At 64.9% G+C, this 26,806-nt stretch carries 26 protein-coding genes and 1 pseudogene; 11 read left to right on the top strand and 16 right to left on the bottom strand.

From position 1 onward, the window contains the following. Positions 1-113 precede the first annotated feature (113 nt). Positions 114-1,256, top strand: coding sequence for an acyltransferase family protein (locus tag ACVW17_RS01845; protein WP_456750200.1), 1,143 nt, complete (start codon positions 114-116; stop codon positions 1,254-1,256). A gap of 53 nt (positions 1,257-1,309) precedes the next feature. Here ACVW17_RS01845 and ACVW17_RS01840 read toward each other — a convergent pair whose 3' ends face one another. Next, the gene (locus tag ACVW17_RS01840) at positions 1,310-1,795 is read right to left on the bottom strand and encodes a putative quinol monooxygenase (RefSeq protein ID WP_456750199.1); all 486 of its coding nucleotides are present in this window, start codon (positions 1,793-1,795) and stop codon (positions 1,310-1,312) included. Positions 1,796-2,195: 400 nt separating this feature from the next. On the opposite strand from ACVW17_RS01840, the gene ACVW17_RS01835 reads away from it, so the two are divergent. From ACVW17_RS01835 to ACVW17_RS01820, 4 genes are all read left to right on the top strand, one after another. After that, the gene (locus ACVW17_RS01835) at positions 2,196-3,434 is read left to right on the top strand and encodes an FAD-binding protein (RefSeq protein ID WP_456750198.1); all 1,239 of its coding nucleotides are present in this window, start codon (positions 2,196-2,198) and stop codon (positions 3,432-3,434) included. Then, positions 3,431-4,747 (top strand): glycolate oxidase subunit GlcF, encoded by a 1,317-nt coding sequence (gene glcF, locus ACVW17_RS01830; RefSeq protein WP_456750197.1) that lies wholly within the window; start codon positions 3,431-3,433, stop codon positions 4,745-4,747. The genes ACVW17_RS01835 and glcF overlap by 4 nt, the downstream gene beginning before the upstream one ends. 228 nt (positions 4,748-4,975) lie before the next feature. Next, positions 4,976-5,353, top strand: a complete 378-nt coding sequence (locus ACVW17_RS01825; protein WP_456750196.1) for a histone — start codon at positions 4,976-4,978, stop codon at positions 5,351-5,353. 399 nt (positions 5,354-5,752) lie between these two features. Continuing rightward, the gene (locus ACVW17_RS01820) at positions 5,753-6,742 is read left to right on the top strand and encodes a TorF family putative porin (protein WP_456750195.1); all 990 of its coding nucleotides are present in this window, start codon (positions 5,753-5,755) and stop codon (positions 6,740-6,742) included. Positions 6,743-7,008: 266 nt separating this feature from the next. Here ACVW17_RS01820 and ACVW17_RS01815 read toward each other — a convergent pair whose 3' ends face one another. After that, entirely contained in the window at positions 7,009-8,754 is a 1,746-nt protein-coding gene (locus tag ACVW17_RS01815) for an ABC transporter ATP-binding protein/permease (RefSeq protein WP_456796725.1), read from the bottom strand. 307 nt (positions 8,755-9,061) lie between these two features. Between ACVW17_RS01815 and ACVW17_RS01810 the strand changes: the two genes are divergently transcribed. Together ACVW17_RS01810 and ACVW17_RS01805 are read left to right on the top strand one after the other, a co-directional pair. Then, entirely contained in the window at positions 9,062-10,732 is a 1,671-nt protein-coding gene (locus ACVW17_RS01810; RefSeq protein WP_456750194.1) for an L-lactate permease, read from the top strand. A 147-nt stretch (positions 10,733-10,879) separates the two neighbouring features. Continuing rightward, complete coding sequence (locus ACVW17_RS01805; protein WP_456750193.1) at positions 10,880-11,296, top strand: META domain-containing protein; 417 nt, start codon at positions 10,880-10,882, stop codon at positions 11,294-11,296. Between the two features lie 16 nt (positions 11,297-11,312). On the opposite strand, the gene ACVW17_RS01800 is transcribed toward ACVW17_RS01805, so the two are convergent. After that, positions 11,313-11,954: a hypothetical protein gene (locus ACVW17_RS01800; RefSeq protein ID WP_456750192.1), complete on the bottom strand. Its 642-nt coding sequence runs from the start codon at positions 11,952-11,954 to the stop codon at positions 11,313-11,315. A 231-nt stretch (positions 11,955-12,185) separates the two neighbouring features. Between ACVW17_RS01800 and ACVW17_RS01795 the strand changes: the two genes are divergently transcribed. Next, complete coding sequence (locus ACVW17_RS01795; protein ID WP_456756297.1) at positions 12,186-12,650, top strand: GNAT family N-acetyltransferase; 465 nt, start codon at positions 12,186-12,188, stop codon at positions 12,648-12,650. Between the two features lie 111 nt (positions 12,651-12,761). Here the strand turns inward: ACVW17_RS01795 and ACVW17_RS01790 are convergent, their stop codons facing one another. The 3 genes from ACVW17_RS01790 to ACVW17_RS01780 form a co-directional block, all read right to left on the bottom strand. Further along, positions 12,762-13,226 (bottom strand): ester cyclase, encoded by a 465-nt coding sequence (locus ACVW17_RS01790; protein ID WP_456750191.1) that lies wholly within the window; start codon positions 13,224-13,226, stop codon positions 12,762-12,764. A gap of 198 nt (positions 13,227-13,424) precedes the next feature. After that, positions 13,425-14,624, bottom strand: coding sequence for a hypothetical protein (locus ACVW17_RS01785; RefSeq protein WP_456796724.1), 1,200 nt, complete (start codon positions 14,622-14,624; stop codon positions 13,425-13,427). A 188-nt stretch (positions 14,625-14,812) separates the two neighbouring features. Beyond that, positions 14,813-15,289, bottom strand: a complete 477-nt coding sequence (locus ACVW17_RS01780) for a MarR family winged helix-turn-helix transcriptional regulator (protein WP_456750189.1) — start codon at positions 15,287-15,289, stop codon at positions 14,813-14,815. Positions 15,290-15,386: 97 nt separating this feature from the next. Here ACVW17_RS01780 and ACVW17_RS01775 point away from each other — a divergent pair, with 97 nt between their 5' ends. Beyond that, positions 15,387-15,755 carry an antibiotic biosynthesis monooxygenase family protein gene (locus tag ACVW17_RS01775; protein ID WP_456750188.1) on the top strand — a complete coding sequence of 123 codons (369 nt, stop codon included), beginning with the start codon at positions 15,387-15,389 and terminating at the stop codon, positions 15,753-15,755. 158 nt (positions 15,756-15,913) lie between these two features. On the opposite strand, the gene ACVW17_RS01770 is transcribed toward ACVW17_RS01775, so the two are convergent. The 3 genes and pseudogenes from ACVW17_RS01770 to ACVW17_RS01760 form a co-directional block, all read right to left on the bottom strand. Continuing rightward, entirely contained in the window at positions 15,914-16,204 is a 291-nt protein-coding gene (locus ACVW17_RS01770; protein ID WP_456750187.1) for a hypothetical protein, read from the bottom strand. Positions 16,205-16,295: 91 nt separating this feature from the next. Next, positions 16,296-17,942: a chaperonin GroEL gene (gene groL, locus ACVW17_RS01765; RefSeq protein WP_456796723.1), complete on the bottom strand. Its 1,647-nt coding sequence runs from the start codon at positions 17,940-17,942 to the stop codon at positions 16,296-16,298. 162 nt (positions 17,943-18,104) lie between these two features. Further along, a pseudogene (locus ACVW17_RS01760) lies at positions 18,105-18,402 on the bottom strand (co-chaperone GroES). 330 nt (positions 18,403-18,732) lie between these two features. On the opposite strand from ACVW17_RS01760, the gene ACVW17_RS01755 reads away from it, so the two are divergent. Next, complete coding sequence (locus tag ACVW17_RS01755) at positions 18,733-19,251, top strand: hypothetical protein (protein ID WP_456750185.1); 519 nt, start codon at positions 18,733-18,735, stop codon at positions 19,249-19,251. A 184-nt stretch (positions 19,252-19,435) separates the two neighbouring features. Here the strand turns inward: ACVW17_RS01755 and ACVW17_RS01750 are convergent, their stop codons facing one another. Both ACVW17_RS01750 and ACVW17_RS01745 read right to left on the bottom strand, forming a co-directional pair. Continuing rightward, positions 19,436-20,212, bottom strand: coding sequence for a protein phosphatase CheZ (locus ACVW17_RS01750; protein ID WP_456750184.1), 777 nt, complete (start codon positions 20,210-20,212; stop codon positions 19,436-19,438). Between the two features lie 61 nt (positions 20,213-20,273). Further along, on the bottom strand, positions 20,274-20,537 hold the full coding sequence (locus ACVW17_RS01745; RefSeq protein WP_456750183.1) for a hypothetical protein: 264 nt from the start codon (positions 20,535-20,537) through the stop codon (positions 20,274-20,276). Between ACVW17_RS01745 and ACVW17_RS01740 the strand changes: the two genes are divergently transcribed. After that, a complete protein-coding gene (locus ACVW17_RS01740) occupies positions 20,521-21,321 on the top strand; it encodes a L,D-transpeptidase (protein ID WP_456750182.1) in 801 nt (266 codons plus the stop codon). The two genes, ACVW17_RS01745 and ACVW17_RS01740, sit on opposite strands and share 17 nt — an antisense overlap. Before the next feature lie 167 nt (positions 21,322-21,488). Here ACVW17_RS01740 and ACVW17_RS01735 read toward each other — a convergent pair whose 3' ends face one another. The 5 genes from ACVW17_RS01735 to ACVW17_RS01715 all read right to left on the bottom strand — a co-directional run bounded on the left by ACVW17_RS01735 (position 21,489) and on the right by ACVW17_RS01715 (position 26,715). Beyond that, the gene (locus ACVW17_RS01735) at positions 21,489-22,325 is read right to left on the bottom strand and encodes a DUF2076 domain-containing protein (protein ID WP_456750181.1); all 837 of its coding nucleotides are present in this window, start codon (positions 22,323-22,325) and stop codon (positions 21,489-21,491) included. A 227-nt stretch (positions 22,326-22,552) separates the two neighbouring features. After that, positions 22,553-23,395 (bottom strand): ChbG/HpnK family deacetylase, encoded by an 843-nt coding sequence (locus ACVW17_RS01730; RefSeq protein ID WP_456750180.1) that lies wholly within the window; start codon positions 23,393-23,395, stop codon positions 22,553-22,555. Then, complete coding sequence (locus ACVW17_RS01725) at positions 23,392-24,438, bottom strand: glycosyltransferase family 2 protein (protein WP_456750179.1); 1,047 nt, start codon at positions 24,436-24,438, stop codon at positions 23,392-23,394. The genes ACVW17_RS01730 and ACVW17_RS01725 overlap by 4 nt, the downstream gene beginning before the upstream one ends. Before the next feature lie 139 nt (positions 24,439-24,577). Beyond that, positions 24,578-25,555, bottom strand: coding sequence for an ATP phosphoribosyltransferase (gene hisG / locus ACVW17_RS01720; protein ID WP_456750178.1), 978 nt, complete (start codon positions 25,553-25,555; stop codon positions 24,578-24,580). Then, entirely contained in the window at positions 25,552-26,715 is a 1,164-nt protein-coding gene (locus tag ACVW17_RS01715; RefSeq protein ID WP_456750177.1) for an ATP phosphoribosyltransferase regulatory subunit, read from the bottom strand. Before ACVW17_RS01715 ends, hisG begins: the two co-directional genes overlap by 4 nt. Positions 26,716-26,806: the final 91 nt, after the last annotated feature.

Here is a 26,806-nt window from a genome sequence, read left to right as displayed (position 1 = left end):
ATCCGGTGACGCATCACTTGGATTGCGCTCGTCCGCATCTGCACGCTTTGCGTTTATACCTTGTTAGCTTGTTTCTGGATAGTTGCTAATGGATTAGTTGTTTTGGAAGCGCAATGCAACCTGTGTTCAGTCTGGCCGATCAGTTAGCTCTTTCGCGCTGTCGGCCCGCGGGCTTCGACTATCTGCGCATCGCGCTGGCGGCCACCATCATCTGCCTGCACAGCGCGAACGTCGTCTTTGGCACCGAGCGGGCGATGGAGATCCTGGGACATATCCGCATCGGGTCCGCAATGGTCCTTGCGCTCTTCTTCGCCTTGAGCGGGTTTCTGGTGACTGCGAGTTTGCTGAGGTGCAAGAGCCTGATTTCATTTCTCGGCCTGCGCGTGCTTCGCATTTTGCCCGCACTTGCAGTCGAGACGATACTCTCGGCTATCATCATCGGCCCGATCTTCACTGTGCTTCCGCTCGCGCAGTATGTCGCCGACCCGAAGTTTTATGCCTATTTTCACAATATCATCGGCGACATCCACTATGAGCTTCCGGGCGTCTTCCTGCGCAATCCGGTACCTTTTGCGGTGAATGCGCAGCTTTGGACGATTCCGTACGAGCTGTGGTGCTACGTGATCCTGGCACTGCTCGCCGTGACCACGATCTGCTTCAACAGGGTACTTTATCTGGTGTTTCTGGTGCTCGCCCAGATCGGTTTCGCCTACCACGATATCTACCATTCGGACCTACAATATCTTCATCTTCGTCCGTCGCTTCTCGTGTTCTGCTTCCTTACGGGTGTCGGCTTCTATCTCTGGCGCGACAAGGTCCCGTTCAACCGCACCGCGTTCCTGTTCGCGTTGACGCTGTGCGCGGCCGGGATGGCCACTGGATACACCGATGCGTTCATTGTTGGGCCCACCGCCTATGTCGCGTGCTATCTCGGGCTCATGAATCCGCGGCGAAGCTGGATCGTGTCCGGCGACTACTCGTACGGGATGTATCTCTACGGAGTCGTCGTCCAGCAGTGCGTTGCTGCGGTGGGTGCTCCGGTTCAGCATTGGTATCTGAACATCCTGATCAGCCTGCCGATTGCCCTCGGCGTCGCGTTCGTGTCCTGGCATCTCGTCGAGAAGCCTGCGCTTCGGCTCAGGGCGCAGGTCGAACAGATCGAGGCGGCGGTGCTCTCCCGGATTTCGATCGCAACCTTCTGGCGCAAATCGCCCGAGTTGGATCCGACGCTCGGCAGCAGCCGCGCGCCGGTCTGACATTGCACCGCAGGGGAGGACCTGCGTCACAAGCCCTCCCGCGGCGCCGTGGGTCACAGCAGCGCGTATTGCGTCCGCTCGCGCTTGGCGAGCAGCGGCAATGCTTGTTCGGCAATGTAGGTCTTGAAGTAGGCGCTCTCCGCATGCGCCTTGAATGCCGCCTCGTCCTGGAACAATTCGTAGAACAGGAATTGCGCCGGGTTGTCCTTGCCGCGGCCGATCAGGAACAGCTTGGTGCCGGGGTCTTTCTGCGCCTCGGGCAGGAAGCCGTCGAGAATTGCCGCGACCTTGTCGGCCTCTCCCTCCTTGGCTTCCCATTGCGCCACCACCAAGAGGCCGGCGGTGTTGATTGCATCGCTGATGGTTCGTGTGCTCATCGCATAGTGCTTCATTGGCAGTCCTCCGTTGCTTTGCTCCGGTCGAGCTTGCGATCCGGCCCACGGCGAAATGCCGGCGATCGCCATGATCGCGGCGAACCAGCCGATGGCCGATCGTCGGGTAGGCATCATCGCCGTGGTGGTGACTTGCGAACGTTTCATGATCGCCTCCAGTTGATCCGCGCCAACCGGCTTGCCGGGGCCGCAACCCGAGAGATAGGGGATCGCTCGGCGAACCCGGTTCGGTGACGGTCGAATTGTCGATGTCGTGAAAAGAGTTCGACGATGACCGAAGTGTCGCGGCAGGAGAGGGGGGCACGCCGATACCGCAACCGCCGGCCAAGCCCGGCTCGAGCCGTTCAGTTCCGGCATCGCCAAGGTGGAGACGTCAGGCGCGGCGAATTCCTGAGCTGGCGGGACGTTCCGGGCGGGGCCGGCTCGGCGGCCGTTCCGCGGCGGAAGGCAGTTACCCTGCCGTCCCGTCGCGATCACTCGTCGCATTCAGAGGCCTGCTCGGCACGCGCATTTGATTTTGGAGTCAAATTTCGATACCGCCTAGCGCGTGGAAACGCTTAGGGTCAGAGACGGCAAGGACGTCGAAGAGGTGGTGCGCGCGGCTGTCGCCAGCGAGCAGCCGCTCGAGGTCATCGGACATGGATCGAAGCGCGCCATCGGCCATCCGATGGCGACCAATGCGGTGCTCGACGTCTCCGTGCTGAACGCGGTCACCGCCTATGAGCCGAACGAACTGATCATCACCGTCGGGGCCGGCGCGCCGCTCGCCGACGTGCAATCCCTGATCGACGCCAAGAACCAGCAATTCGCCTTCGAGCCGATGGACACGTCCGCGCTGCTGGGCAGCGCGGGAGCCGGCACGATCGGCGGCATGATCGGTGCCGGCCTTGCGGGTCCGCGCCGCATCAAGGCCGGTGGGATCAGGGACCATCTGCTCGGGGCGCACGCGGTGTCCGGGTTCGGCGACAGTTTCAAGACCGGTGGGCGGGTGGTGAAGAACGTCACCGGCTATGATCTCTGCAAGCTGCTCACCGGTTCCTGGGGCACGCTCGCGGTCATGACCGAGGTGACGCTGAAGGTGATGCCGAAGCCGGAAGCCGAGCGGACGCTGCTGCTGCGCTCGCTCGACGACGTCACCGCCAACAAGGCGATGACGACGGCGCTGGGGTCGCCCTTCGACGTCTCCGGCGCGGCGCATCTGCCCGGCTCAGTGCTGCGCTCCGGAACCGGCGCGCTCGCGGTCCTCGCAGTTGCCGGCCAGGCCGTCACGCTGGTGCGGCTCGAGGGGATTGCGGCGTCGGCGGCGCACCGGGCGGCTTCGCTCACGCAGGCGCTCTCGTCCTACGGGGCGGTCGACGTCCTCGCCGACGAGACCTCGGTTTCGATCTGGAGCGCGCTGCGCGACGTGGCGCCGTTCGCGGCGAGCGGCGCGCTCGGCGCCTGGCCGGTGTGGCGCATCGTTTGCCCGCCGGCCATCGGCGGCGCGCTCGGAGAGGGGCTGGCGCGCTCGACCGGCGGCGAGGTGATCTACGATTGGGGGGGCGGCCTGATCTGGGCTGCCGTGCCGCCGAGCGCCGACGCGCAGGCCGCGCTGGTCCGGGGCCAGGTCGCCGCGACCGGCGGGCACGCCAGCCTGATCCGCGCCACCGAGGATGTGCGCCGTGCGGTCGATGTGTTCCAGCCGCAGGCGGCCGGGCTTGCCGCGCTCGGCGAACGCATCAGGGCGAGTTTCGATCCGAGGTCGATCCTCAACCGCGGCCGGATGACGCGAGGCAGGGCTGCATGAAGACTGAATTCTCCCTGGCGCAGCTTGCCGATCCCGACATCAAGGAAGCCGACAAGATCCTGCGCGCCTGCGTGCATTGCGGTTTCTGCACCGCGACCTGCCCGACCTATGTCCTGCTCGGCGACGAGCTGGATAGCCCGCGCGGCCGCATCTACCTGATCAAGGAGATGCTGGAAAAGGACCAGCCGCCGACACCTGAGGTGGTCAAGCATATCGACCGCTGCCTGTCGTGCCTCGCCTGCATGACCACCTGTCCGTCGGGCGTGAACTACATGCACCTCGTCGACCAGGCCCGGGTCAGGATCGAGCGGGACTATCAGCGGCCGCTGACGGAGCGGCTGCTGCGCTCGGTGCTCGCCTTCGTGTTGCCGCGGCCGGGCATGTTCCGGATCAGCATGATTCTGGCGAGGCTTGCCCGTCCGTTCGCAGCCCTGCTGCCGACGCCGTCGGTCGGTGCGTCGAACCCGGGTCTGCTGCGGCGGATCAAGGCGATGCTGGCGCTCGCGCCGCACGGCCTGCCGCAGCCGGGGCCGTCTGCCGGAACCGTGTTTGCGCCGATCGGCCGGCGTCGGGGCCGGGTTGCGCTGCTGCAGGGCTGCGCGCAACAGGTGCTGGCGCCACGCATCAATCAGGCCGCGATCAGCGTGCTGACCCGGCATGGCGTCGAGGTGGTGCTGGTCAAGGACGAGCAATGCTGCGGCGCGTTGACCCATCACATGGGGCAAGACGACGACGCATTGGCGCGCGCGCGGGCCAACGTCACGGTGTGGCAAAGGGAAGCGGACACCGAAGGGCTCGACGCGATTCTGGTGACGACCTCGGGCTGTGGGACAGTTGTCAAAGACTACGGCTACCTGCTGCGCGAGGACAAAACATTCGCGGAGCCGGCCAGGCGAATCTCGGCGCTGGCCAAGGATATCACCGAGTATCTCGCGGGCCTCGAGCTCGTGCCTTCAACGCAGAAAGGCGACATCACCGTCGCCTATCACTCGGCTTGTTCGTTGCAGCATGGACAGAAAATCACTCAACTTCCGAAAGAATTGCTTTCCAAGAATGGATTCGTGGTGAAAGATGTACCCGAGAGCCATTTGTGTTGCGGTTCGGCGGGGACCTACAACATTCTCCAGCCCGACATTGCGAGCAGATTGCGCGATCGCAAGGTCGCCAATATTGCGCTTGTCAAACCGGACATGATCGCTGCGGGCAATATTGGCTGCATGGTTCAGATTGCCGGCGGTACGTCAGTTCCTGTGGTGCACACGATTGAGCTTCTCGATTGGGCGACAGGAGGTCCCCGGCCAGGATTGAATTGATCGACTGCCACTCGAGCATGATCCGGACCTCAGCCTTGCCCTGACGCAATTTGTCTGACGCAATCTGAAGGACCGGCGCTTCCTCAGCCACAGACGCGAAGCGATCGCGCGGCCATCATGCCCGACAAGCGTAGCGGAGTGTGCCTCTCCCCGAGGTGCGGCTGCGGTCCGGCAAGCGATCACTTCAATGCGCCCGGTGGACCACATAGCGGCAACAGGAGGACCACGATGGCGAAGTCGAAGAAGGCGAAGAAAAGCAAGAAGGCCAAAAAGGCCAAGAAGGCAGTAGCGGCGAAGAAGAAGTCCGCGAAGAAGTCGGCCAAGAAGACTGCAAAGAAATCGGCGAAGAAGACTGCCAAGAAGGCAGCCAAGAAAGCCGCCAAGAAAACCGCAAAGAAAGCTGCTCCGAAGAAGGCCGCTGCCAAGAAGGTCGCGAAGAAGGCTGCCAAGAAGAGCGCTCCGAAGAAGGCCGCCGCGCCGAAGCCGGCCGCCCCCGTCGCAGCTCCCCCGGCGCCCGAGCCTGCCCCGCAGCCGGCCTCGAGCTGGGCGACGCCGAGCCACGAACCTGCCCCGAGCTGGGGCACCTCCGAGGGCGAGCACCACTAACCGAACCTGGTTCGATCCCGGACCGGTTCAAACCGATCGAAGCCGCAGCGGACGCCGCTGCGGCTTTTTCCATGCCCGGGATTCCGCCCGTGCTTTTGCGGGCACGGCGATTCGTCCCAAACGCTGTCAGATCCGGTGGGGCTGTTGCCTTGTCCCCACGTCAGGGGGCTCCTCAACCGGAGCGGGAGCATCAACCTTGTGGTGCAAATGCAACACCTACGGACCAACGTGCGGCGAAACAGCCGGAACGCCTAAAAAGTCGGCAGCTGCATGTCTTTTTGGCTTCACGGTCCCGTGCACGGGCCTCAGATTGGCGACACGCGATTTAGTTGCAGTCCGTTATCGCGCGCCCTGGGGGCACCGGAGCTGGGCTGTCTGGAACAGTAGATGGGGATCGTCATGAAGAAACTGGCTTTGTTAGCAACGGCGCTAGCAATGATTTCGAGCACGGCAATGGCAGCTGACATGGCGGTGAAGGCCGTCAAGGCGCCGCCGCCCGCTCCCTTCGATCCCTGGGATATCGCCTTCGGCGCCGGCATCATGAGCGACTACATCTTCCGCGGCGTCACCCAGTCGAACCACAATCCGTCGGTCACCGCCTATTTCGAGCCGCGCTACAACGTCAACAAGGACCTGCAGCTCTACATCGGTACCTCGACCGAAAGCATCTCCTTCGCCAACCGCGCCGCCGCCGAAGTCGACGTCTACGGCGGTATCCGCCCGACCTTCGGCGCCTTCGCCTTCGACATCGGTGTCTGGGGTTACCTGTATCCGGGTGGAACCTGCTACTTCGGCGCGCCCACCGACACCGCCGGCAATCCGCTCAGCAACCAGTGCGCCACCAACTTCCTGACGAACGGAAACGTCATGAAGAAGGACGTTTCGTTCTTCGAAGTCTACGGCAAGGCGACCTGGACCATCAACGACAACTGGGCGTTCACCATCAACGAGTACTACTCGCCGAACTTCCTCAACACCGGCGCCTGGGGCAACTACTCGTCGATCATCGGCAAGTATACCGCGCCCAGCACTGTGTTCGGCACCAGCGGCGTCGGCATGTATGTGTCGGGTGAGTTCGGCCGGCAGTGGCTCGGCACCTCCGACAGCTTCTACGGCGTCCCGGCATTCCCGAACGGCATCAAGTATGCCGACTACAACACCTGGAACATCGGCATCGGCTTCACCTACAAGGTGTTCACGCTCGATCTGCGCTATTCCGACACCGACCTGTCGAAGGGCAATTGCAGCGCCTTCACCAGCGACTTCACCGCCGGCGGCACCACCAACGTCACCCCGATCAATCCGGGCGGCACGGGCTCCAACTGGTGCGGCGCGGCGGGTATCGCCAAGCTCTCGGTCGACCTGACCGCGATGTCCAACCTGAAGTAATCTCTCCTTCCGGAGATCGAGAGGGCGGCAGAGCAATCTGCCGCCCTTTTTGTTTTTGGTGGGTCAGGGCCGCGGCTCAGGTCTCACCTTCCCGCCGGGGAGAGGTCGGCGCGAAGCGCCGGGTGGAGGGCTCTCGCTCTCTCGATAGACCGTCGCCCCTCACCCGATTTGCGCTGGATGATGCTTCGCATCACCAGGGCAAATCACCTCTCCCAAGGGAGAGGTGAACCGCGCCCGTGGTCAGTTTGATTCAATCTCACGACGCGCTACGACGCCGCCACCTTGACCGTGTCACGCAGGGCGAAGCGATCGCCGTCGCGGACCAACGCGACGTTGCGCTGGTGGAAGGCGTCGAGCGTCGAGCGGTGGCCAATCGAAACCACCGTGGTATCGGGCAGCTTCTCGGCGATCAGCTTGTAGAGTGCGGCTTCCGACGGCTCGTCGAGCGAGGCCGTAGCCTCGTCCAGGAACAGGAATTGCGGCGCATGCAGCAGCGCCCGCGCGATGCCGAGCCGCTGTTGCTCGCCGAGCGACAGCATCCGATTCCAGTGCGCCTGCTCCTCGAGCCGCGCTGCGAGCTGCGGCAGTCCGACCGCGGTGAGGACGTCGCGGACCCGTCCCGCGTCGAATTGCGGAGCCTCGCCCGGATAGACGACGGCGTCATGCAGCGAGCCGATCGGCAGATAGGGACGTTGCGGCAGCATCATCAGTTTGGCATCGGCCGGGATCTCGACCGCGCCGCTGCCGAACGGCCAGATGCCGGCCACCGCGCGGAACAGCGTCGACTTGCCGGCGCCGGACGGGCCGGTCACCAGCGTCCGCTCGCCGGGGCGGAAGCTGAAATGCTCGGCGGCGACCAGCGGCGTTCCGTTCGGCAGCTTGACCAGAAGCTGCGGCAGGGCGATCTCGCTGCCGGCGGCCGGCTTTTCGTGAATCGCGGCGGGATCGTCGGCCAGCTTTTCGGCGGCCCTGATCGAGTTCTCGAAGCCGTCGAGACGGGTGACGGTCGCGCGCCATTCGGCCAAGGTGCGGTAGGCCGTGACGAAGAACGAGAGCGCATCCTGCACCTTGCCGAATGCCTCGGCGATCTGGATCAAAGCGCCAAGCTGGACCGTCTTGCTGGCGAAATAGGCCGGGCCCGCCAACGCGAACGGAAACACCGCTGAGGCCTGCGCATAGCTGCCTGTGAAGGCGGTCAGCCGCTTGGTCCGGCTCATGATGCCGTACCAGTTGCCGATCACGCGGCTGAAGCGCTCCGACAGCCGCTCCCGCTCTGCACCCTCGCCCTTGAGCAGCGCGATCTGTTCTGAGTTCTCGCGCACCCGCATCAGGTTGAAGCGGAAATCCGCCTCCAGCCGCTGCTGGTCGAAGTTGAGATTGACCAGCGGCGAGCCGATCCACTGCGTCAGCATCGTCCCGAGCACGGCGTAGATGATCGCGCCCCAGACCAGGTAGCCCGGAATCGAAACGTCGACGCCGAACAGCAGCAGCGGCAGGATCGCCGACAATCCCCACAGGATCACCACGAAGGACGCAAGCGAGACGATCGAGTTCAATAGCCCGATGCTGATCGCCAGCGTTTGGCCAACGAACAGCTTGACGTCGTCGGTGATGCGCTGGTCGGGGTTATCGGCGGCATCGCCGACGAGTTGCATGCGATAGTGGTTGGCGCCGCGGACCCATTCGCGGAGATATTTGCCGGTCATCCAGTTGCGCCAGCGGATCTGCAGCCACTGGTTCAGGTACAGCTGATAGATTTGAAGTATCACCGAAGCTGTGGCGATCAGGGTGAACACGAGCAATTCGCGTTTGAACGTGCTCCAGTCCTTGTCCTGAAGCGCGGTGTAGAAGCGGTTGCGCCATTGGTTGATCAGGACGTCGAGCCCGACAGACACCAGCTCCATCACGATCAGCGTCCCGAGCAGGATGCGGCCCGCCCATTTGTCCTCGGAGTTGAAATAGGGCGAGGCGATGCGCCACACCGTCGCGAGTGTCGAGCGGATGTTGTTCACAGATTATCGTCTCCGGGGAAGGGGCCGCAAAGGCCTGAAGAATCGGGACAATCGGAGTTAGCCTCGACTAAAGTCGTAGGTCTGGCATGCAAGCGTTGGCTTGTCCCGGCGATCGAGTCAACCCTAGCATGACGGCAATGGCGAGGGACGGGGGACCTTCGATTTTTCGCGAGGATGTGAGCGATCCTTACCGATCGTTCATTCGCGACCCGGGGCTGTAGTTTTCCGACGGACTCCCGCAATCGCACCAGCGCGCCTGCCGGCACCGAGGCCGGTGCGCTGCATAAGAACATGGGGAGGACCCGAGATGAACACCTGGAATCAGATCTACAATCCGCTGGGCAATGCCGGGCTGTCGACCATAGCTGCCGCCGTTCCCGTGGTCACGCTGCTGGTCTTGATCGCCAGCGGCAAGGTGAAGGCGCATATCGCGGCCATCATCGCCGTGATCGTGACCAATCTGATCACGATCTTCGTCTTCACGATGCCGGCCGGCATGTCGATCCGCGCATCGATCCTCGGCATCGTGACCGGGTTCTTTCCGATCGGCTGGATCGTGCTCAACGTCATCTTCCTCTACCAGGTCACGGTGAGATGCGGGAAGTTCGAGCTGCTCAAGCGTGCGGTCGGCGGCGTCACCGAGGACCGCCGCTTGCAGCTGCTCCTGATCGCGTTCTCGTTCGGCGCCTTCTTCGAGGGCGCCTCGGGCTTCGGCACCCCGGTCGCGATCACCGGCGCGGTGCTGATCGGGCTCGGCTTCTCGCCGCTCGCGGCCTCCGGCCTGTCGCTGATCGCCAATACCGCCCCGGTCGCCTTCGGCGCGTTGGGCACGCCGATCCAGGGCCTTGCCTCAGTCACCGGCCTCGACCCCTATATCCTCGGTGCGATGGTCGGCCGGCAGCTGCCGCTGTTCTCGCTGATCGTGCCATTCTGGGTGGTATGGGCGTTCGCGGGCTGGCGCGGCATGAAGGAAGTGTGGCCGGCGATCCTGGTCACCGGCGTATCGTTCGCGATCCCGCAATATGTGATCTCCAACTACATCAATCCCTGGATCGTCGACATCGGCGCCTCGCTGATCTCGATGGGTGCGCTGATCCTGTTCCTCAAGGTCTGGCAGCCGCGGCAGCTCTGGCTGTCGCCGGCGCTGCGCGGCCGCGACGAATCCGCGGCGACGATGCAGGCCGCTCCGCCGCTCGACAAGACGCCGCTGACCCAGGGCGAATTGTGGAGCGCGCTGTTGCCGTGGATCATCGTCTGCATCCTGATGCTGATCTGGGGCAACGGCGCCTTCAAGGCCTGGGCCAACGCCAACTTCACCTGGAACTACGCGGTCCCCGAGCTCGACAAGCTGATCTTCAAGGTGCCGCCGGTGGCCGCCAAGCCGACGCCGGAAGGCGCCGTGTTCAGCTTCACCTATCTGTCGTTCACTGGCACCGGCATGCTGATCGCCGCGATCATCTCAGGCCTCTTGATGGGCTTCTCGCCTGCCAAGCTGATCGCCGAATATGGCCGCACCATCCGCCTCTGCGCGATCTCGCTGATCACGATCTCGGCGATGCTGGCGATCGGCACGCTGACCCGGCTGTCCGGCGTCGACGCCACGCTCGGCCTCGCCTTCGCGGCGACCGGCGTGCTCTATCCGTTCTTCGGCACCTTGCTCGGTTGGCTCGGCGTGGCGTTGACCGGATCGGATACCGCGTCGAACGTGCTGTTCGGCAATCTGCAGAAGATCACGTCCGAGCAGCTCGGCCTGCCGCCGGTGCTGATGGCGGCGGCGAACTCATCCGGCGGCGTGATGGGCAAGATGATCGACGCGCAATCGATCGTGGTCGCCTCCACCGCGACCAACTGGTACGGCCACGAAGGTTCGATCCTGCGCTACGTGTTCCTGCACTCGATCGTGCTGGCGTGCCTGGTCGGTGTGTTCGTGACCCTGCAGGCCTATGTCTATCCGTTCACGGCGATGGTTCTGAAATAACGCGGCGAGGCATCGCCCGAACCAGCATCCCCGCGGGTTGAGAGCCCGCGGGGATTTTGCTTTTCAAGCGGTTTTTCTCGCGCGGCCCAGCTGGCCAAGCGCGGCCTCGTCCCATAGAAGGGCGGCGTCGCAATCCCAGGGAATGGCATGATGTCGATGAAGCGGAGTCTGAACGGCGGCATGGCCGCGCTGGCGGTCGTTGCAGCCGCGCTTGCGTCGGTTCCGGCGCAGGCCCAGGAAGAATTCCCGTTCGGCTTCGTGATGACGCTCGACGCCGCGCGCATGCCGGGCTCCAAGCGGATTCCCTCGATCGAGATCGGCGACAATGGCGAGGTGATCCTCGAGCTGTGGTGCGACGGTGGCAAGGGCCAGTTCTCGGTGGCCGGCAACACCATCGTGTTCGTTCCCGGCACGATGGAGAACCGCAGCTGCACGCCGGAACGGGCGCAGGCCGACAAGGACCTGCTCGCGGCGCTCAGCGACATCACGAGCTGGCGGCGGCAGGGTGATCAGGTCACGTTCATCGGAGCGAAGCAGCTGCGTTACGTGATCAACAGCAATTGAGGCGCACCCTCGCCGCTCAGGGCGTTGCGACCAATCCGCTCGCGGTGGCGACGATCCAGCGGTTGCCCCAGCGCACGATGGAATCGACCCGGCCGAGACCCGGGACGACGTCGCCGCGCGCAGCCATCTTGACGCCTTCCGGTCCCTCGAGCACGGCGGTGCCGTCGCGGACCTCGACCACCGACCATCCGGGGATGGTGCTCGGTCGCGTTTCGGGGGCCGTTGCCAGGGGCTGCTTCGGCCCCAGCGCCATGGCTTGCGCGTTCAGCGTCGTCGGTGCGGCACCGAGCACCTGCGGACGCGGACTGGCAACGGATTTGGGAATGCTGCCGGTGACTGATGGATCCGCGTTGGATGCCGTCCGCCGCGGGCTCTCGCTCCGGCCTTCCGTTCTTGGGCTCGGCCGCGCCTCTGCAAGATGCGGGGCGGGCGCTTCCTTCTGGGCTACCGGGACCGTGGCAGGAGTTGTGAAGAAGTCGTGCCAGTTGGCGCCCCCGGTCCATCCCAGCACGAAGGCTGCGGCGAGCGCGGTGGCTGCCAGCAGCGCGGTGCCGATGCGGTCGGCGAACGGCTCCCGCAGCAGCAGGGCGGCGTCGTGATTTTCGCCTGAGACGTCCCAGAGGTCCGCCGTCTGCGCCGGCGAATGACCCTCCGTCACATCCGTTGGCCAGATGCTCCCAGGACTGATCGGCTCGCGGTCTTGCATGGCGTGACCTGTGTTCGGTGACGCAAAGGATGATCCTCGAAACTAAATCGAGCCTTAATTTTCGGTGACCGAACTGCGGCAGCAGCAAGTCTTTTGGTCGCAGGGTTCCGTAGATTGACGGGGACGGGGCGGCGGCCGACAGTTGGCCTCGATCCGGCCAGCCGGCTGCGAACCGTGTCCAAAATGCGCAAGCCCGACGTCAGCATCGGCCCCGAAGACCCGACGCAGCCCGAGGTCCGGCGGTTGATCGCGTTGTCGGATGCCTATCTGGCCGCGTTGTACCCGCCCGACAGCAACCACCTCGTCGGCGCCGCATCGCTCGCCGTCCACGGCACGGTGTTTCTGGTCGCGCGGCGCGATGGCGAGGCGCTCGGCCCGATCGCCTTCCGCATCATCGCGCCCGGGCATGCCGAGATGAAGCGGATGTTCGTGCGTGCCGACGCGCGTGGAGCCGGGCTCGGCCGCCGCCTGCTCGAAGCGCTGGAAGCGGTTGCGCGCAGCCGGCAGATCGCACGCCTCAGCCTGGAGACCGGAATCCGGCAGCCGGAAGCGATCGCGCTCTATCGCGCCGCCGGCTACCAGGACTGTCCGCCGTTCGGCGATTACGCGCCCGATCCGCTCTGCCTGTTCATGACCAAGCACCTCTGACCGCAGCGGGTGCGTGCCGCACCCGGCGGTCGTTTCCGGCCGGGCACTGCACCCGGAGATGCAATGCCGGCCCAGCAGCGTTGGAGTGTGTTCAGCCGGCGACGCGTCGGTTCAACCCGCGTAGCCACTCTGCTCGGGCAGGCGGATGAGGCCGAGTTGCAGCATCGCGGTGATCGCGTCTTCCTGTCCGAGCTCTTCGGCGATCCGCCCGTCCCGCACGCGCAGCACGGTGGTGCCGGCGAACGTCATCTTGCGGCCGGACGCTGCGGGCAGCGAGCCGAGGCGGAAGTCGCTGAAGGCGGGTCCGGTGTGAGTGCCGCCGCCTTCCCAGCGGCCGACGACGAGATCGCCTTCCGCAACGAGGTCGCCGACGCCCCAGAAATTCAGATCCGGAAACGCCTCGCGAAACTCCGTGATGAACTGCGTGACCGCGGCGCGGCCCTTCTTCGGCTCGTGCATCGGGTAGTGCACCACAATGTCCGGCGTCGCGAGCTCCTCGATGATGTCCGGATTCCACGGGTTGCCCCAGAAGCCCGTGAACCATCGGCCGACCACATTCTTGTTTTGCTCTGACATCTCGTCGTCTCCATTTGCGCGTTGCCGGCATCGCGACCGGCGCTGTGGCGATGCGCGCATTAGGCAATGTGAGACGCGTGTCGCACCACCCGATTCCGGATCGGGTGTGCTGTCAGCATTCAGGCGAAATTCCGCTTGGTCGAGTTGATGCTTGGCGACGCTTCGCGAACGTCGTCGCGCGATCGGGAAGCGGGTGGCTCAGTGCCACACCGACTTGTCGGCGTCCCAGCGTTGGCCCTTGAACTCCTTGAGCAGCGCGTCGATCGCGCCGTTGTCGTCCCTGGTCTCGCTGCCTTCCTCGTCGCTGCTGGAATCGTCGGACAGGTTCAGCTTGGCGCCGGCGCTGTCGTCCGAGGTCGAGACGGTCGGGCTCGAGACCCACAGGATCAGCTTGTCGGAGCTGCCGGGCTTCTCCGGCGAGACAAGCGCGGTGATCTCGTAATTCTGGGTGAGGCCGAGCGCCGGATAGATCGCGCTGGGCCGCTTCAGCACCAGCTTGAGCTTGCCGGTGTTCGCATTCCAGGTCGCCGAGGCGGGTTTTGCGGCAAGCGTCTTCGCCAGCACGCCTGATATCGCGGTTGCCAGCTTGTCCTTGTTGATCTTGTCGCCGCTGGTCCAGTCGCTAGCGGCAAAGCGGATGGTGCGGTCCATCTCGACCACGCCGCTGGTCCAGCCGGCCGCGGTCACGCCGGGCACCGACTTCGCCTTGGCGAGCAGCGCGCCGGCGTGCTCGGGATCGACGGTGAGGTTGATGGTCTGCTCGCCGGAACGCATGGCATCGCAGGTCACCGACAGGCTCGATGTGCCGATCTCGACGGCCTCGCCCTTCAGGCTCTTGAGGAAATCGGCCGCCGCATCGAGCTTCACCCGCACCCCGATCGATTCCGGCGAGACGTCGGTGAAATCCTTCGGCTGCGGCGTGATGCCGTCCTCGGTGGCCTGGTTATCCTGGAATTCCTTCTCGCTGAGATCCGAATTGTCGGTCGAGGCGACCTCGGTGACGGTCTGGCCGATCGTGATCTGGCCGCGGAACTCAAACCCGTCGCCGTTTTGCTTGCGGTTCAGCTTGATGGTGACCGGCTGCTTGTCGGCGACGCTCTGGGTGGTGCCGGACAGCGTCTGGCCGTTGATGGTGAGGTTGGCGACGAAGCGGTCCTTGCGGTCCGAGCCCTTGTCGGCGGGATAGCAGACGTCGAGCACCGCCGCGGTCACGGTCTTGCCCTGCCGCGTCTCCTTCAGGACGACGTCGGCATTGCCGTCCATCAGGCCATCGATCGAGGTGAAATAGCGCGTCTCGGGGCCGCCCGCCGGCGTCGCCTTCGATTGCAGTTTGATCTGGGCGACAGCAGGGGCCGAGGCGACGGCAAGACCGAGCAGCAGGAGCGGGAGCGCGCGCATACGATAAGTCCTCGAAGGGCAGAATCGGTTCCGCCGTAACTAGCAAACCTCCATGTCATTGGCCAAAAAAGAAGGCCGCCTGACGGCGGCTATCAATTTCGAACGATCTGACCTTTGGCACTGGCATACCCGCCCGCAGAACGGCGTCGCCGATGTGCGGGCATGACGAACGGAGACGGGGCTCCGCGTCACGCACGATCATTAAGTTCCTCGCCGTTTTCCAGCCTGCCGCGCAGCGTGCTGACGACGCGCCTCATGGCTTCGATGTCCTTCATCGATAGTCCGTCGGCGAGGCCGTTCACCCAGGGCAGTTGCAGGCGCATCGCCGCATCGAAGGCCTGCTGCCCCTTGTCGGTCAGCACGACGAGCTGGGCACGGCGATGATGCGGGTTGGTCTCGAATGTGACGAGCCCGTCCCGTTCGAGGTCGTTGACGATCCGCTGCACGTTCTGTCTGGCCGCGCCGAGGTCGCGCGCCAGCCACGCCACCGGTTGCGGGCGCTCGGTGGCAACGATGGCGCCGAGGATCTGCCAGCGCGCGCTGGTCAGCCCGAGCCCGGCCACCAGCCGGTCGCCCGATGTGAACAGCAGGCTGTTCAGCCGGAACAGGTCGAGAATCAAGCTGCTCAGGGCTTCGCCCGCCGGCGTTCGTTTTGCATGAGGCATTTGTTACCATATATACGTATTGACATCATAGTGTCAATTATATTATGCACCCATCACAGCGAAATGACATCATAACACCATATCAACGGAGCCACCCATGCCGCAGATGCGCCCCCTCGACCCCGCTTTCCCGATCGATCGCCAGCTCGCGGTCGATGCCGGCAACATCGTGCTGGTCAACCTGTTCACCCTCGATGCGGCCGACGAGGACACCTTCCTGAAAGCCTGGCAGGACGATGCCGCGATCATGAAGCGGCAGCCCGGCTTCATCTCGACCCAGCTGCACCGCGCGCTCGGCGACAGCCCGGCCTATCTGAACTACGCGGTCTGGGAATCCACCGCCGCCTTCCGCGCCGCGTTCATGAACCCCGAGTTCAGGGCCAAGCTGTCGGCCTATCCCGCCTCGGCGGTGGCGTCGCCGCATCTGTTCCAGAAGGTCGCGGTGGCTGACATCTGCGGGGCTTAGACATGTATCCGTGGCCGACCTCGGTCATCCCCGTCATTGCGAGCGAAGCGAAGCAATCCATCGTGCCGCATATGCGGAAGCGTGGTTGCTTCGTCGCTACCGCTCCTCGCAATGACGGAGCTGCAGATAATCCACCCCGCGATCGAGTCAAAGACCGCTCAACTATGCACCAGCATGCCGACACCAAGCGTGGCGGCGGCAGCCAGGAAGGTGATGTCCAGGAAGCGCAGCGGCGCTTTTGGACGGCGACCGGCAGAACCGGACATGACGTAGTAGAGGCCGTAGGCCGCGGCGACAACGGCAAACGTCAATGTCTGCCGGATCCAGAACGTCAGGACGACCGCAAGATCATCGATTCTGTTCTGGGCATAGGCGCCGAGCGCGAGCGTTGCGCCGATCGCGTAGAACAGTGCCAGCGTTGATGTCAGTGATTTGGCGTCGCGGGACATCCGATGATCCTTACAGCTCGCTCGTCACCAGACTGCAAAAAAGAAGGCCGCCCGGAGGCGGCCTTCGATCTCGACATTGAGCGCGATCGGCTCAGAAGCCGCCCATACCGCCCATTCCACCCATGCCGCCGCCGCCCGGCATCGCCGGCGCCGCGTCCTTCGGCACCTCGGCGACCATGGCCTCGGTGGTCACCAGCAGGCCGGCGACGGAAGAAGCGTCCTGCAAGGCGGTGCGCACCACCTTGGCGGGGTCGATGATGCCCTTGTCGACCATGTCGACATAGTCCTCGGTCTGGGCGTCGAAGCCGAAGGTCTCCGACTTGTTCTCGAGGATCTTGCCGACCACGATCGAGCCCTCGACACCGGCGTTCTCCGAGATCTGGCGGATCGGAGCTTCCAGCGCCTTGAGCACGATGTTGATGCCGGCCTGGACGTCGGCATTGTCGTTGGAGAGGCGGCCGACCGCCTTCTTGGCGCGCAGCAGGGCGACGCCGCCGCCCGGCACGATGCCTTCCTGCACCGCGGCGCGGGTCGCGTTCAGCGCGTCCTCGACACGGTCCTTCTTCTCCTTGACCTCGACCTCGGTCGCGCCGCCGACCTTGATGACGGCAACGCCGCCGGCGAGCTTGGCGAGGCGCTCCTGCAGCTTCTCACGGTCGTAGTCCGAGGTGGTCTCCTCGATCTGCGCCTTGATCTGGCCGACGCGGGCGTCGATGTCCTTCTTCTTGCCGGCGCCCTTGACGATCGTGGTGTTCTCCTTGTCGATCACGATCTTGCCGGCGCGGCCAAGCATGTTGACCGTGACGTTCTCGAGCTTCATGCCGAGGTCGTCGGAGATCAGCTGACCGCCGGTCAGGATCGCGATGTCTTCCAGCATCGCCTTGCGGCGATCGCCGAAGCCCGGCGCCTTGACGGCGGCGACCTTGAGGCCGCCGCGCAGGCGGTTGACCACCAGGGTTGCCAGCGCCTCACCCTCGACGTCCTCGGCGAGGATCAGGAGCGGACGGCCCGACTGCACCACGGCTTCCAGCACCGGCAGCATCGCCTGCAGGCCGGACAGCTTCTTCTCGTGCAGCAGGATGTAGGCATCCTCGAGCTCGGCGGTCATCTTCTCGGCGTTGGTGATGAAGTAGGGGCTGAGATAGCCGCGGTCGAACTTCATGCCCTCGACGATGTCGACCTCGGTCTCGAGCGACTTGTTCTCCTCGACGGTGATGACGCCCTCGTTGCCGACCTTCTGCATCGCCTGCGCGATCATCTTGCCGATCGCGGTGTCGCCGTTGGCCGAGATGGTGCCGACCTGGGCGACCTCGGAGGAGGCGGCGACCGGCTTGGCGCGCTTCTCGATGTCCTTGATCACGGCGGCGACGGCGATGTCGATGCCGCGCTTGAGGTCCATCGGGTTCATGCCGGCGGCGACCGACTTGGCGCCCTCGCGCACGATCGCCTGCGCCAGCACGGTCGCGGTGGTGGTGCCGTCACCGGCGGTGTCGTTGGTCTTGGAAGCGACCTCGCGCAGCATCTGCGCGCCCATGTTCTCGAACTTGTCGTCGAGCTCGATCTCCTTGGCGACGGTGACGCCGTCCTTGGTGATGCGGGGCGCGCCGAACGACTTCTCGATGACGACGTTGCGGCCCTTCGGGCCGAGCGTCACCTTGACGGCATTGGCGAGCACGTCGACGCCGCGCAGCATGCGGTCGCGGGCGTCTCCGGCGAATTTTACGTCCTTGGCAGCCATTGTTTTGAACTCCTGGGAAAAGCGTCATCGCTTGCATAACGGCTTTGCCGTTATTGCTCGAGGAGCGGGCCCTTGGCCCGCGTCTCGAAGAATGAATTGTGGATGCTCACCCTTCGAGACGGCAGCTTCGCTGCCTTCTCAGGGGGGCGGAGAGAGGCGCGATCAGGCCAGCACGCCCATGATGTCGGACTCCTTCATGATCAGGAGCTCCTCGTTGTCGAGCTTGACCTCGGTGCCCGACCACTTGCCGAACAGCACGCGGTCGCCGACCTTGAGGTCGATCGGGATCAGCTTGCCGGCCTCGTCGCGGCCACCCGGGCCGACGGCGACGATCTCGCCCTGCGACGGCTTCTCCTTGGCCGAGTCCGGAATGATGATGCCGCCCTTGGACTTCTCCTCGGCATCGATACGCTTGACCACGACGCGCGTCGTGCAGGGGGCGGAAATTGGATTTAGCCATGACGTTCCCTCTTGAAGGTCCTCTTGGAGGCTCGGTTTCAGGTCCGGTTCATCGAGACCGGCGTTGAATGCCGGCCCGGTCGGCGCTGGGCAGGACGCCCAACGCATTTAGCAATCGTGGTGCAAGAGTGCTAATTGTGGGCCGGGGAATATGGCTTGGCGCAGTTTCTGTCAAGCAAACGGGTTAAGGCCTTGGTGAGGCCAATATAGGATGGTGGACCAGAAACCAAATCGTAGCGATGACGTAATTTTGTCAGACGTCATTGCTCCGTCTTAAGTTTTACGCTTGGCTGCATGACGGGTGCGGCCGGGACATAGTCGGGGGATACACATGATCAGGTCACTCAACGCGCGATTGGTCGCACGGTTCGCGGCTGTTTCGGCGCTGACGACACTTTTGGGGGCGTGCGGCAGCATGAGCCTGCCGTCGCTGTCGTCGAACCCCGAGCCGGCACCCGTCGAACCGGGCGTGGCCCCGGAGATGCCAGCCTCGATCCGCGCCGACGAGATCGTCGGCCGCTGGGGCCTCGCCTCATTCCAGAATCCCGCCGACCGCGCCCGCACCGAGGCCGCCGCCCGCGGCCAGTGCAAGCAGCCCTACGTGATCGGTGCCGGCCAGAACGGCGGCGTCATCATGCATCTGGCCGACCAGGCCACCCCGCAGGAACTGCGGCTGAAGGGTTCCCCGAGCGGCAAGAACTATATCGGCCCGCCCGGACCCGTGCCCGGCGAGCAGGACCGCGAGATCCTCTCGTTCGACGGCCGGGTCATGATCACCCGCTTCGTCGACAAGGACGCCGCCACCCGCTACGGCAACATGGTCTATGTCCGCTGCGCGCCGCGGGCGTAACGATCGCTGTCATTCCGGGGCGATGCGAAGCATCGAACCCGGAATCTCGATGTAATAAGGTCTCGATGTAACCCAACTTCGAGATTCCGGGTTCGGTCCTGCGGACCGCCCCGGAATGACGGACCAAATCAAACAAAAACGCCGGCCTTGGGGCCGGCGCTTTGTATTCTTCAGATGTGATCACTCAGTTGAACATCGCGTCGATGTCGTCCTGCGAGGCGTGGCCGGCGTCGCCGTCGAGCTTCGGGCCGTTGAGCAGGCGGGCATCGCCCTCGCGGGTGTCGACGATCGCAGGGACATGGCTCTTGATGGCGTCGACGCCGCCCCAGATGTTCATCATCTCGTTGATGTGCTGCTCGATGAACTTCATCGTCTGCATCACCTTGTTGATGCGCTGGCCGGTGAGGTCCTGGAAGTTGCAGGCCTCGAAGATCGAGACCACGCGCTCCTGGATATCTTCGCTGAGCAATTTCTGCTGGTCGGGGGTGACGTTCTTCGACAGCGCGGTCGCGGCCTGGTCGATCGCCTCGACCGCCTCGAGGATCTGCTGGGTCGCCTGTTCGGTGCCGCCGACCACGGCGCCGAGCTCGCCATTGACCTTGGCCATCTCCTCGCCGTTGAAGCTCTTGCCATGCAGCACGGCGATTTCGCGCTTGGTGCGGCTGATCGCGTCATGGATCAGGTCGAGCTCGACCTTGAGCTTCTCGCACTGCTCGACCTGCGCGCGGTAGGTCTCGAGCAGCGCGTGGGTCTCGGCGACTTCGCGGGCGACGGCGGCGTCGACGCTGTCCCCGGTGCGCTGCGCCGGTGCTGCGGCCATCTGGGCGCGGATCGAGCGAAGCTCGGCCATGATCTCGCGATGCATCGGACCGAGATCGGCGCCGCCGGCAACTTCCGGCTCCGGCATCACGACTTCGCCCATCGCCTGTTCGACACGAAAACGCTTACGCTTCACTGACATGATTTTCATTCCCGCCCCTTCACTGAAGTCCGTTCTAGACAGGGCCGATTTAACGTCAGGTTCACGCCGGAACAGATTGACCACGCGGCGCGCGGCGGCCGCGATACCAGCGATTAACCATGCCGCCGCGGCGTTCACGCAAAATAAACGCTGTCCGGCAAAACCGCGCGTCCTTGTCGGGATGGTGAATCGAAACGGCCGTTACGTTTACCAAACCGATGCGGTTTTCATTGCTTATTGACCACGTGCAACGGCGCAGCGCGCGCCTCGCGCAGTCAGTCACGACGAAACCAGTACAGAGTACGTCGATGTTCAGGAAAACCACGCTTGCGCTGCTCGCCGGCGCTTCTTCGCTTGTTGCAATTCCCCAATATGCCATAGCGATCGACGCGGCGGCTCAGCCCGAGCCCACCGTGATCTACGCCAACCAGGGTGCAGCGCAGCCGCCGATGCGCACCGCCTATGTGCAGCCGCAGCTCTCCAACATGGGCGGCGGCTTCATCGAATTCCTGTTCGGCGATGCGCCGTCGTCGCAGGGTTATTCGCCGCAGTATCAGCAGCAGCCCGGCTATTACGGCAACCGCCAGCTGCCGCCGATGGATCCGCAGCAGCAGATGATCCGTCAGCAGGAGGAGGCCGCGGGCGATCCGACCCAGCGTCCGTTCGATCCGCGTTATGAAAAGCAGCTGGTCGACTACAGCGGCAAGGAAAGCGCCGGCACCATCGTCGTCGATACGCCGAACAAATTCCTCTATCTGGTCCAGGGCGACGGCCGCGCGCTGCGCTACGGCATCGGCGTCGGCCGTCCCGGCTTCACCTGGGCCGGCACCAAGACGATCTCGGCGAAGAAGGAATGGCCGGCCTGGACGCCGCCGCCGGAAATGCTGGCGCGCCGTCCCGATTTGCCGCGGCACATGGAAGGCGGCCCGGAGAATCCACTCGGGGCGCGCGCGATGTATCTCGGCTCCTCGCTCTATCGCATCCACGGCTCCAACGAGCCCTGGACCATCGGCACCAACGTCTCGTCCGGCTGCATCCGGATGCGCAACGAGGACGTCATCGACCTCTATGGCCGCGTCAATGTCGGCGCCAAGGTTGTCGTGATGTGAGTGTGTCGTCTACGTAGCCCGGATGAAGCGCAGCGAAATCCGGGACGGCGCCGCGGCTAGCTAGACCTGCCCCGGATTACGCTTCGCTCCATCCGGGCTACGAGCAATCAAATAAAAACGGCCGCTCGATCAGAGCGGCCGTTGGTGTTCAGGCGCCACGCATACGCTTACGCGTAGTTGCTGTCGTCGTCTCCGCCGCCGTCGTCATTGTCGAAGTCGTCGGAATCGTGGTCGTTGCTGTTGTAATTGTCGTCGTTGTTGTTCGAGGCCTGATCGAACAGGCCGGAGCGCGAGCCGCCGTCGCGGCTGGAGCCGATGTCGTTGACCCCGGCGTCGCGGGCGAGGTCGCTCGCCGACTGGTCGCCGCCCCAAGGGCGCGAGCCGCCGCCGAAGGTGCCGGCGTCCGCCAGCGATTGGTGACCGCCGCCACCCATCATGCCGCGGATGCTGGAGAGCAACAGCCCGCCGCCGACCACGCCGGCCGCGGCCGCAGCCGCCGTGCCGAGGAACGAGCCGCCACCGCTGCCGGGCGCGCCGCCGCCGAAAGCCGGGGGCTGCGGGCCGCCGTAAGGCTGGCCGTATTGCTGGGGCGGCTGGCCATAGTTCTGGCCATAGCCGCCGCCGGCCTGCTGCATCGCCTGGCCCGAGTTCCAGACCGGGCGGCTGCCGCCGATATCAGGCGCGCGCACCGGCGGCACCGAACCATGCGACTGGCCCTGTCCCTGGCCGAAGATCGCATCGCGCATCGAATCGAGGAAGCCGCCTTGCTGTTGCGCCGGTTGCTGCTGGCCGACCGCGGCCTCCAGTTCCTGGATCCGGTCATGGGCGCGCTTCAGCGCCTCGTCCTGCACCAGGGCGGTCTGCACCAGCGCGTAGACCGCATTCGGCGCATTGCGCAGGCCCTGCATGATCGCGGACATGGCCTCGCTGTCGCGCGGGGCATTCTCCAGCTTGGCGAGCCGGTCGAAGAGATCGTCGATCAATTGGCGTTCTTGCGGTGTCATGGCGTTCTCCATCGCGTCGATCGAATCGGCGCGCGGCTGATGTAGGACGAGGTTTGTGGCGCAAGGAGTGGGGGCCAGAATTAAATTTATGTATGCGACAATACGACCGGCGGATTTTTGTGAACCCAAAGCGTTTTCGAGCGAAGTGGATACCCGGTTCGCACAGCAATCAAGTTTACGCAGATTGCGTAGACTTATCTGCGGTAGAAAACGCGTCAAAACAAGGGTCAGGCCAGTGTAACTTTATTCAGGGTGAGCAAGGCGGCGAAATCGTCGCTTGCCAGATAGGCATGCTCGGCCTCGCGCTGCGTCGTCAGCGGATCGAGGCTTTTCAGCGTGTCATCGACGAAACCGGGATGGCACATCACGAGCCCGTCCTCGGGCAGGCCCTCGAGGAAGCCGCGCATCAAGCCTGCGAAATCGGTCTCGCGTGTAAAGTCATAGGCGCCGGCGAAGGCCGGGTTGAAGCGCAGGCCGGAGCGCTGCGCCTTGATGCGGAATTGCGTGCTGAGCACGTTCAGCACCAGCGCCTTCGGCGCCGCGAGCTGCCGCGCCAGCGGACCTTCGCGGCCGCATTGCCGCACCCAGGCGTCGGGCGCGCGCTCCTTTACGGCGCGCAGGAAGCCGTCGCGCACCTGCGGGAACAGCTGCGCGTGCTGATGGCCGTCGACAAAATCGGGCGCGCGGCCGAACCAATCGTGGAACGCGTCGAGCTGCGCCAGCACCTCGGCATGAACCAGCTCGGCGTCGAGCCGATGCATCAGCCCGGCGCGCAACAGCCGCGGAAAGGGCAGGAACATGTCGCCGTCGAGCGGGCGGAAATGCATCGTCAGCGGCCGGAACGGCGCGGTCAGCGTCACGTGCAGCCCGATCGCGCAGCGCGGACTTTTCGCGACCGACGCCCTGAGCGCAGCTGCGGCTTCCCGGCCGATCGCCGGCGTCACCATCATCACCGAGGCCGCGTTGAGCCGGCCGCGCTCGATCAGGTCGCGGATCGCGCGGTTGACGCCGTCACTCAAGCCATAATCGTCAGCACACAGCCAGATCCGGCGCGGCGCAGGTTCGCTCATTCGGCAGCGGTCCGCTCGGAGGCAGCTTGCGCCGTGCTGCCGTCGGCGTGCTTCTCGGTATGCTCGGCGACGAAGTAGATCGGCCGCGCCTTCAATTCGGAGAGGATCTTGCCGATATATTCGCCGACGATCCCGATCATGATCAGCTGCACGCCGCCGATCGTCATCATGCCGATCATCAGCGACGGATAACCGGGGACCTGCTTGCCGGTGGTCAGCACCTCCCACAGGATCGACAGACCGAACAGGAAGGCGACGCCCGCGAGCAGCGCACCGAGCAGGCTGGCAAAGCGCAGCGGCGCCACTGAGAACGAGGTCAGGCCCTCGATCGACAGGCCGATCAGCCGGCCGGCATTGAAGGTGGTGACGCCATGCGCACGCGGCGCCGGTTCGTAGTCGACGCGGATCTGCTTGAAGCCGATCCAGCTGGCGAGGCCCTTGAAGAAGCGGTTGCGCTCCGGCAATTGCCGCAAGGCGGCGGCCGCGCGCGGCGACAGCAGGCGGAAGTCGCCGGCATCCTCGGGGATCTGCTGCCGCGCGCCCCAATTGATCAGCGCGTAGAAGCCGCGCACCGACAGCCGCCGCAGCACCGATTCATTGTCGCGATGCGCCTTCGCCGTGTAGACCACGTCGTAGCCGTCATCGATCCAGTGCGCGACCAGCTGCTCGACCAGGGTCGGCGGATGCTGGCCGTCGCCGTCCATGAACAGCACCGCGCCGCGGCGGGCGTGATCGAGGCCGGCCATCAGCGCCGCCTCCTTGCCGAAATTGCGCGACAGCGACACCACCTGCAGGTCGAGCCCATCGGCGGGCAGGCCGCGCGCGATCGCGAGCGTAGCGTCGGCGCTGCCGTCGTCGACATAGACCACCTCGCAGCCGAGGCCGTAGCGGGCGCGCAGCGAGCGGGCGAGGTCGACCAGCCGTTGGTGCAGCGCGCTGAGCCCGGCGGCCTCGTTGTAGACGGGCACGACGATCGACAGACCCTGCGCGGCGGCGGTCTTGGCGGTTGTGGTCAGGCTGGAAACGTCAGAGCCCAGCATCATCGGTCAGGTTCCAGAACTTGAGCGTTTTCCAGCGAAGCGCACGTCCGGCTCGCATGAGGAAAACGCGTCAAAACGAAAGATCATGAACACAATATGGTACCGACCGCCGGCTGTCGCCAACATGAACAGCCCTGTCGACTCATTGTCGCAGGAACATCTCAAGCTTGGCGAACAGCGGATTCTCGCGGTCGAACACGTAGTCCAGCGACACCACCGAGACGGTCTCGGCGCCGTGCTCGCGCAGGAAGCTGCCGAGCGCGTAGAGCTTGCCCGGTGGGCAGTGCAGCGTAAGCATGCCGGACGAGGTCGGCCCGCCGAACGGGGCGACCACGCCGAACCGGTTGTGGGCCTCGGACAGCAGCGCGTCGTTGCAGCCGGCGAAACGGGTGCGGACCTCGCGATACTTGCTGGCGCGGGCACGCGCGGCGATGTGGTCGAGGATGACGCGCGCGGTCTCGCGGGCGCCGGTCGACCAGTCGGCGTCCTTTGAGGCCACCAGATTGGCCTGGCTGCGCAGCATCACGCCGTCGTCGAGCACCTTGAGGCCGTTGGCGGCGAGCGTCGCCCCTGTGGTCGTGATGTCGACGATCAGCTCGGCGGTGCCGGCCGCGGGCGCGCCCTCGGTGGCGCCGGCGCTCTCCACGATGCGGTAGTCGCCGACGCCATGTTTGGCGAAGAAGCCGCGCGTCAGGTTGATGTATTTGGTCGCCACCCGCATGCGGTGATTGTGCTGCTCGCGGAAGCCCGAGGCGACATCGTCGAGATCGGCCATCGTGCGCACGTCGATCCAGGCCTGCGGCACCGCGACCACGACATTGGCATAGCCGAAGCCGAGGCCTTCGATCATCAGCACGCGCCTGTCGGGATCGGGAATGCTCTCGCGCACCAGATCCTCGCCGGTGACGCCGAGGTGCACGGCGCCGCGGGCCAGATTGGCCGCGATCTCGCTCGCCGACAGATAGGCGATCTCGACATTGTCGACGCCCGGGATGATGCCGCGATAGTCGCGCGCGCCGCCGGCCTTCGACAAGGTCAGCCCGGCGCGGGCAAAGAAGCTTTCGGCGTTTTCCTGCAGGCGTCCCTTGGAGGGAACCGCGACGACGAAGGGCGTGCTCATTGGGCGCCTCCGCGCAAGGCCTTGCCATGCCGGGTCATCGCCTCGATCCAGACCGAGAAGCCGACCGCGGGGATCGGGCTCGCTGATCCGAGCTGCGTCATCAGCCCATCATAGCGGCCGCCCGCGACCAGCGGCTCGCTGCCATTGCCCCTGGCGTGCAGCTCGAATTCGAAGCCGGTGTAATAGTCGAGACCGCGGCCGAACGCGGTCGAGAACCGCGTCTTCTGTGTGTCGATGCCGCGCGCGGCCATGAAGCCGACCCGGCTCTCGAGCTGGTCGATCGCGGCGGCAAGATCGAGCTTGGCCTCGGCAGCGAGCGCGCGCAGCTGCGCCACCGCATCGTCGGGATCGCCGGAAATGGCGAGGAAGCGCTTGATGATGGCGACCGCGTCGCGCGGCAGCGCGCCGGCCTTCAGCGTCGATTGCTCGAGAAAACGGTCGGCGATCTCGGCCACCGAGCGGCCGCCGACATTGGTGGTGCCGGCGATCGACATCAGATCGGTGACCAGCGCCAGCGCCGCCTTGCGGTCGGAGCCGGCGAGCGCGGCGAGCACGCCCTCATATTCGTTGCGGCCCGGCGCGGTCGCCAGCGTCAGCTGCTCGATGTCGTCGGTCAGCGAAACCTTGCGGTTGAAATCCTTGATCAGCCGGCGGCGCCACACCGGGTAGAGCTCGAGCGCGTCGATCAGCGCGTTGAACAGCGCGACGTCGCCGGTGCGGATATCGACATCGGTCAGGCCAAACGCCGTTGTCGCCTCCAGCGCCAGCGCCAGCATCTCGGCGTCGGCCGCGGCGCGGTCCTGGCGTCCGAACGATTCGATACCGGCCTGCATGAACTGGCTGGGCTGGCCGTCGCGATAACGGAACACCGGCCCGAGATAGCTGAAGCCGGCCGGCTGGCCGGCGCGCGTGGAGGCGAGGTAGTCGCGCGCCACCGGGATCGTGAGGTCCGGGCGCAGGCAGAGCTCCTCGCCGCTAGAGTCGGTCGTCAGATATAGGCTCTTGCGGATGTCCTCGCCGGAGAGGTCGAGGAACGGCTCGGCCGGCTGCAGGATCGCGGGTTCGGACCTGAGGTAACCGGCCTGCGCGAACGAGGCCAGCAGCGCATCCGCCCAAGAGGCGGATCCGGCGGCGGATCGTGGTGCGGCAGCTTCGGTCATCTCGACGTCCAATGGCCTCGCAATCGCGTTTCGAGGCCGGTTCCATGGATGGTGTTGGCGGAGCCATTAGCATGCCCGATCCGTGGTTTCG

Source organism: Bradyrhizobium sp. USDA 4473 (assembly GCF_054063335.1).
This window is presented reverse-complemented; position numbering and strand designations above follow the sequence as displayed.

Bases quoted from the DNA above. Each gene is read 5' to 3' on its own strand.
- ACVW17_RS01810 (WP_456750194.1), top strand. From the start codon at position 9,062: ATGAACACCTGGAATCAGATCTACAATCCGCTGGGCAATGCCGGGCTG.
- ACVW17_RS01840 (WP_456750199.1), bottom strand. From the start codon at position 1,795: ATGAAACGTTCGCAAGTCACCACCACGGCGATGATGCCTACCCGACGA.
- ACVW17_RS01795 (WP_456756297.1), top strand. From the start codon at position 12,186: ATGCGCAAGCCCGACGTCAGCATCGGCCCCGAAGACCCGACGCAGCCC.
- groL (WP_456796723.1), bottom strand. From the start codon at position 17,942: ATGGCTGCCAAGGACGTAAAATTCGCCGGAGACGCCCGCGACCGCATG.
- ACVW17_RS01780 (WP_456750189.1), bottom strand. From the start codon at position 15,289: ATGCCTCATGCAAAACGAACGCCGGCGGGCGAAGCCCTGAGCAGCTTG.
- ACVW17_RS01825 (WP_456750196.1), top strand. From the start codon at position 4,976: ATGGCGAAGTCGAAGAAGGCGAAGAAAAGCAAGAAGGCCAAAAAGGCC.
- ACVW17_RS01790 (WP_456750191.1), bottom strand. From the start codon at position 13,226: ATGTCAGAGCAAAACAAGAATGTGGTCGGCCGATGGTTCACGGGCTTC.
- ACVW17_RS01740 (WP_456750182.1), top strand. From the start codon at position 20,521: ATGTTCAGGAAAACCACGCTTGCGCTGCTCGCCGGCGCTTCTTCGCTT.
- ACVW17_RS01715 (WP_456750177.1), bottom strand. From the start codon at position 26,715: ATGACCGAAGCTGCCGCACCACGATCCGCCGCCGGATCCGCCTCTTGG.
- ACVW17_RS01775 (WP_456750188.1), top strand. From the start codon at position 15,387: ATGCCGCAGATGCGCCCCCTCGACCCCGCTTTCCCGATCGATCGCCAG.
- ACVW17_RS01730 (WP_456750180.1), bottom strand. From the start codon at position 23,395: ATGAGCGAACCTGCGCCGCGCCGGATCTGGCTGTGTGCTGACGATTAT.
- ACVW17_RS01750 (WP_456750184.1), bottom strand. From the start codon at position 20,212: ATGTCAGTGAAGCGTAAGCGTTTTCGTGTCGAACAGGCGATGGGCGAA.
- ACVW17_RS01735 (WP_456750181.1), bottom strand. From the start codon at position 22,325: ATGACACCGCAAGAACGCCAATTGATCGACGATCTCTTCGACCGGCTC.
- ACVW17_RS01785 (WP_456796724.1), bottom strand. From the start codon at position 14,624: ATGCGCGCGCTCCCGCTCCTGCTGCTCGGTCTTGCCGTCGCCTCGGCC.
- ACVW17_RS01820 (WP_456750195.1), top strand. From the start codon at position 5,753: ATGAAGAAACTGGCTTTGTTAGCAACGGCGCTAGCAATGATTTCGAGC.
- glcF (WP_456750197.1), top strand. From the start codon at position 3,431: ATGAAGACTGAATTCTCCCTGGCGCAGCTTGCCGATCCCGACATCAAG.
- ACVW17_RS01845 (WP_456750200.1), top strand. From the start codon at position 114: ATGCAACCTGTGTTCAGTCTGGCCGATCAGTTAGCTCTTTCGCGCTGT.
- ACVW17_RS01805 (WP_456750193.1), top strand. From the start codon at position 10,880: ATGATGTCGATGAAGCGGAGTCTGAACGGCGGCATGGCCGCGCTGGCG.
- hisG (WP_456750178.1), bottom strand. From the start codon at position 25,555: ATGAGCACGCCCTTCGTCGTCGCGGTTCCCTCCAAGGGACGCCTGCAG.
- ACVW17_RS01755 (WP_456750185.1), top strand. From the start codon at position 18,733: ATGATCAGGTCACTCAACGCGCGATTGGTCGCACGGTTCGCGGCTGTT.
- ACVW17_RS01770 (WP_456750187.1), bottom strand. From the start codon at position 16,204: ATGTCCCGCGACGCCAAATCACTGACATCAACGCTGGCACTGTTCTAC.
- ACVW17_RS01725 (WP_456750179.1), bottom strand. From the start codon at position 24,438: ATGATGCTGGGCTCTGACGTTTCCAGCCTGACCACAACCGCCAAGACC.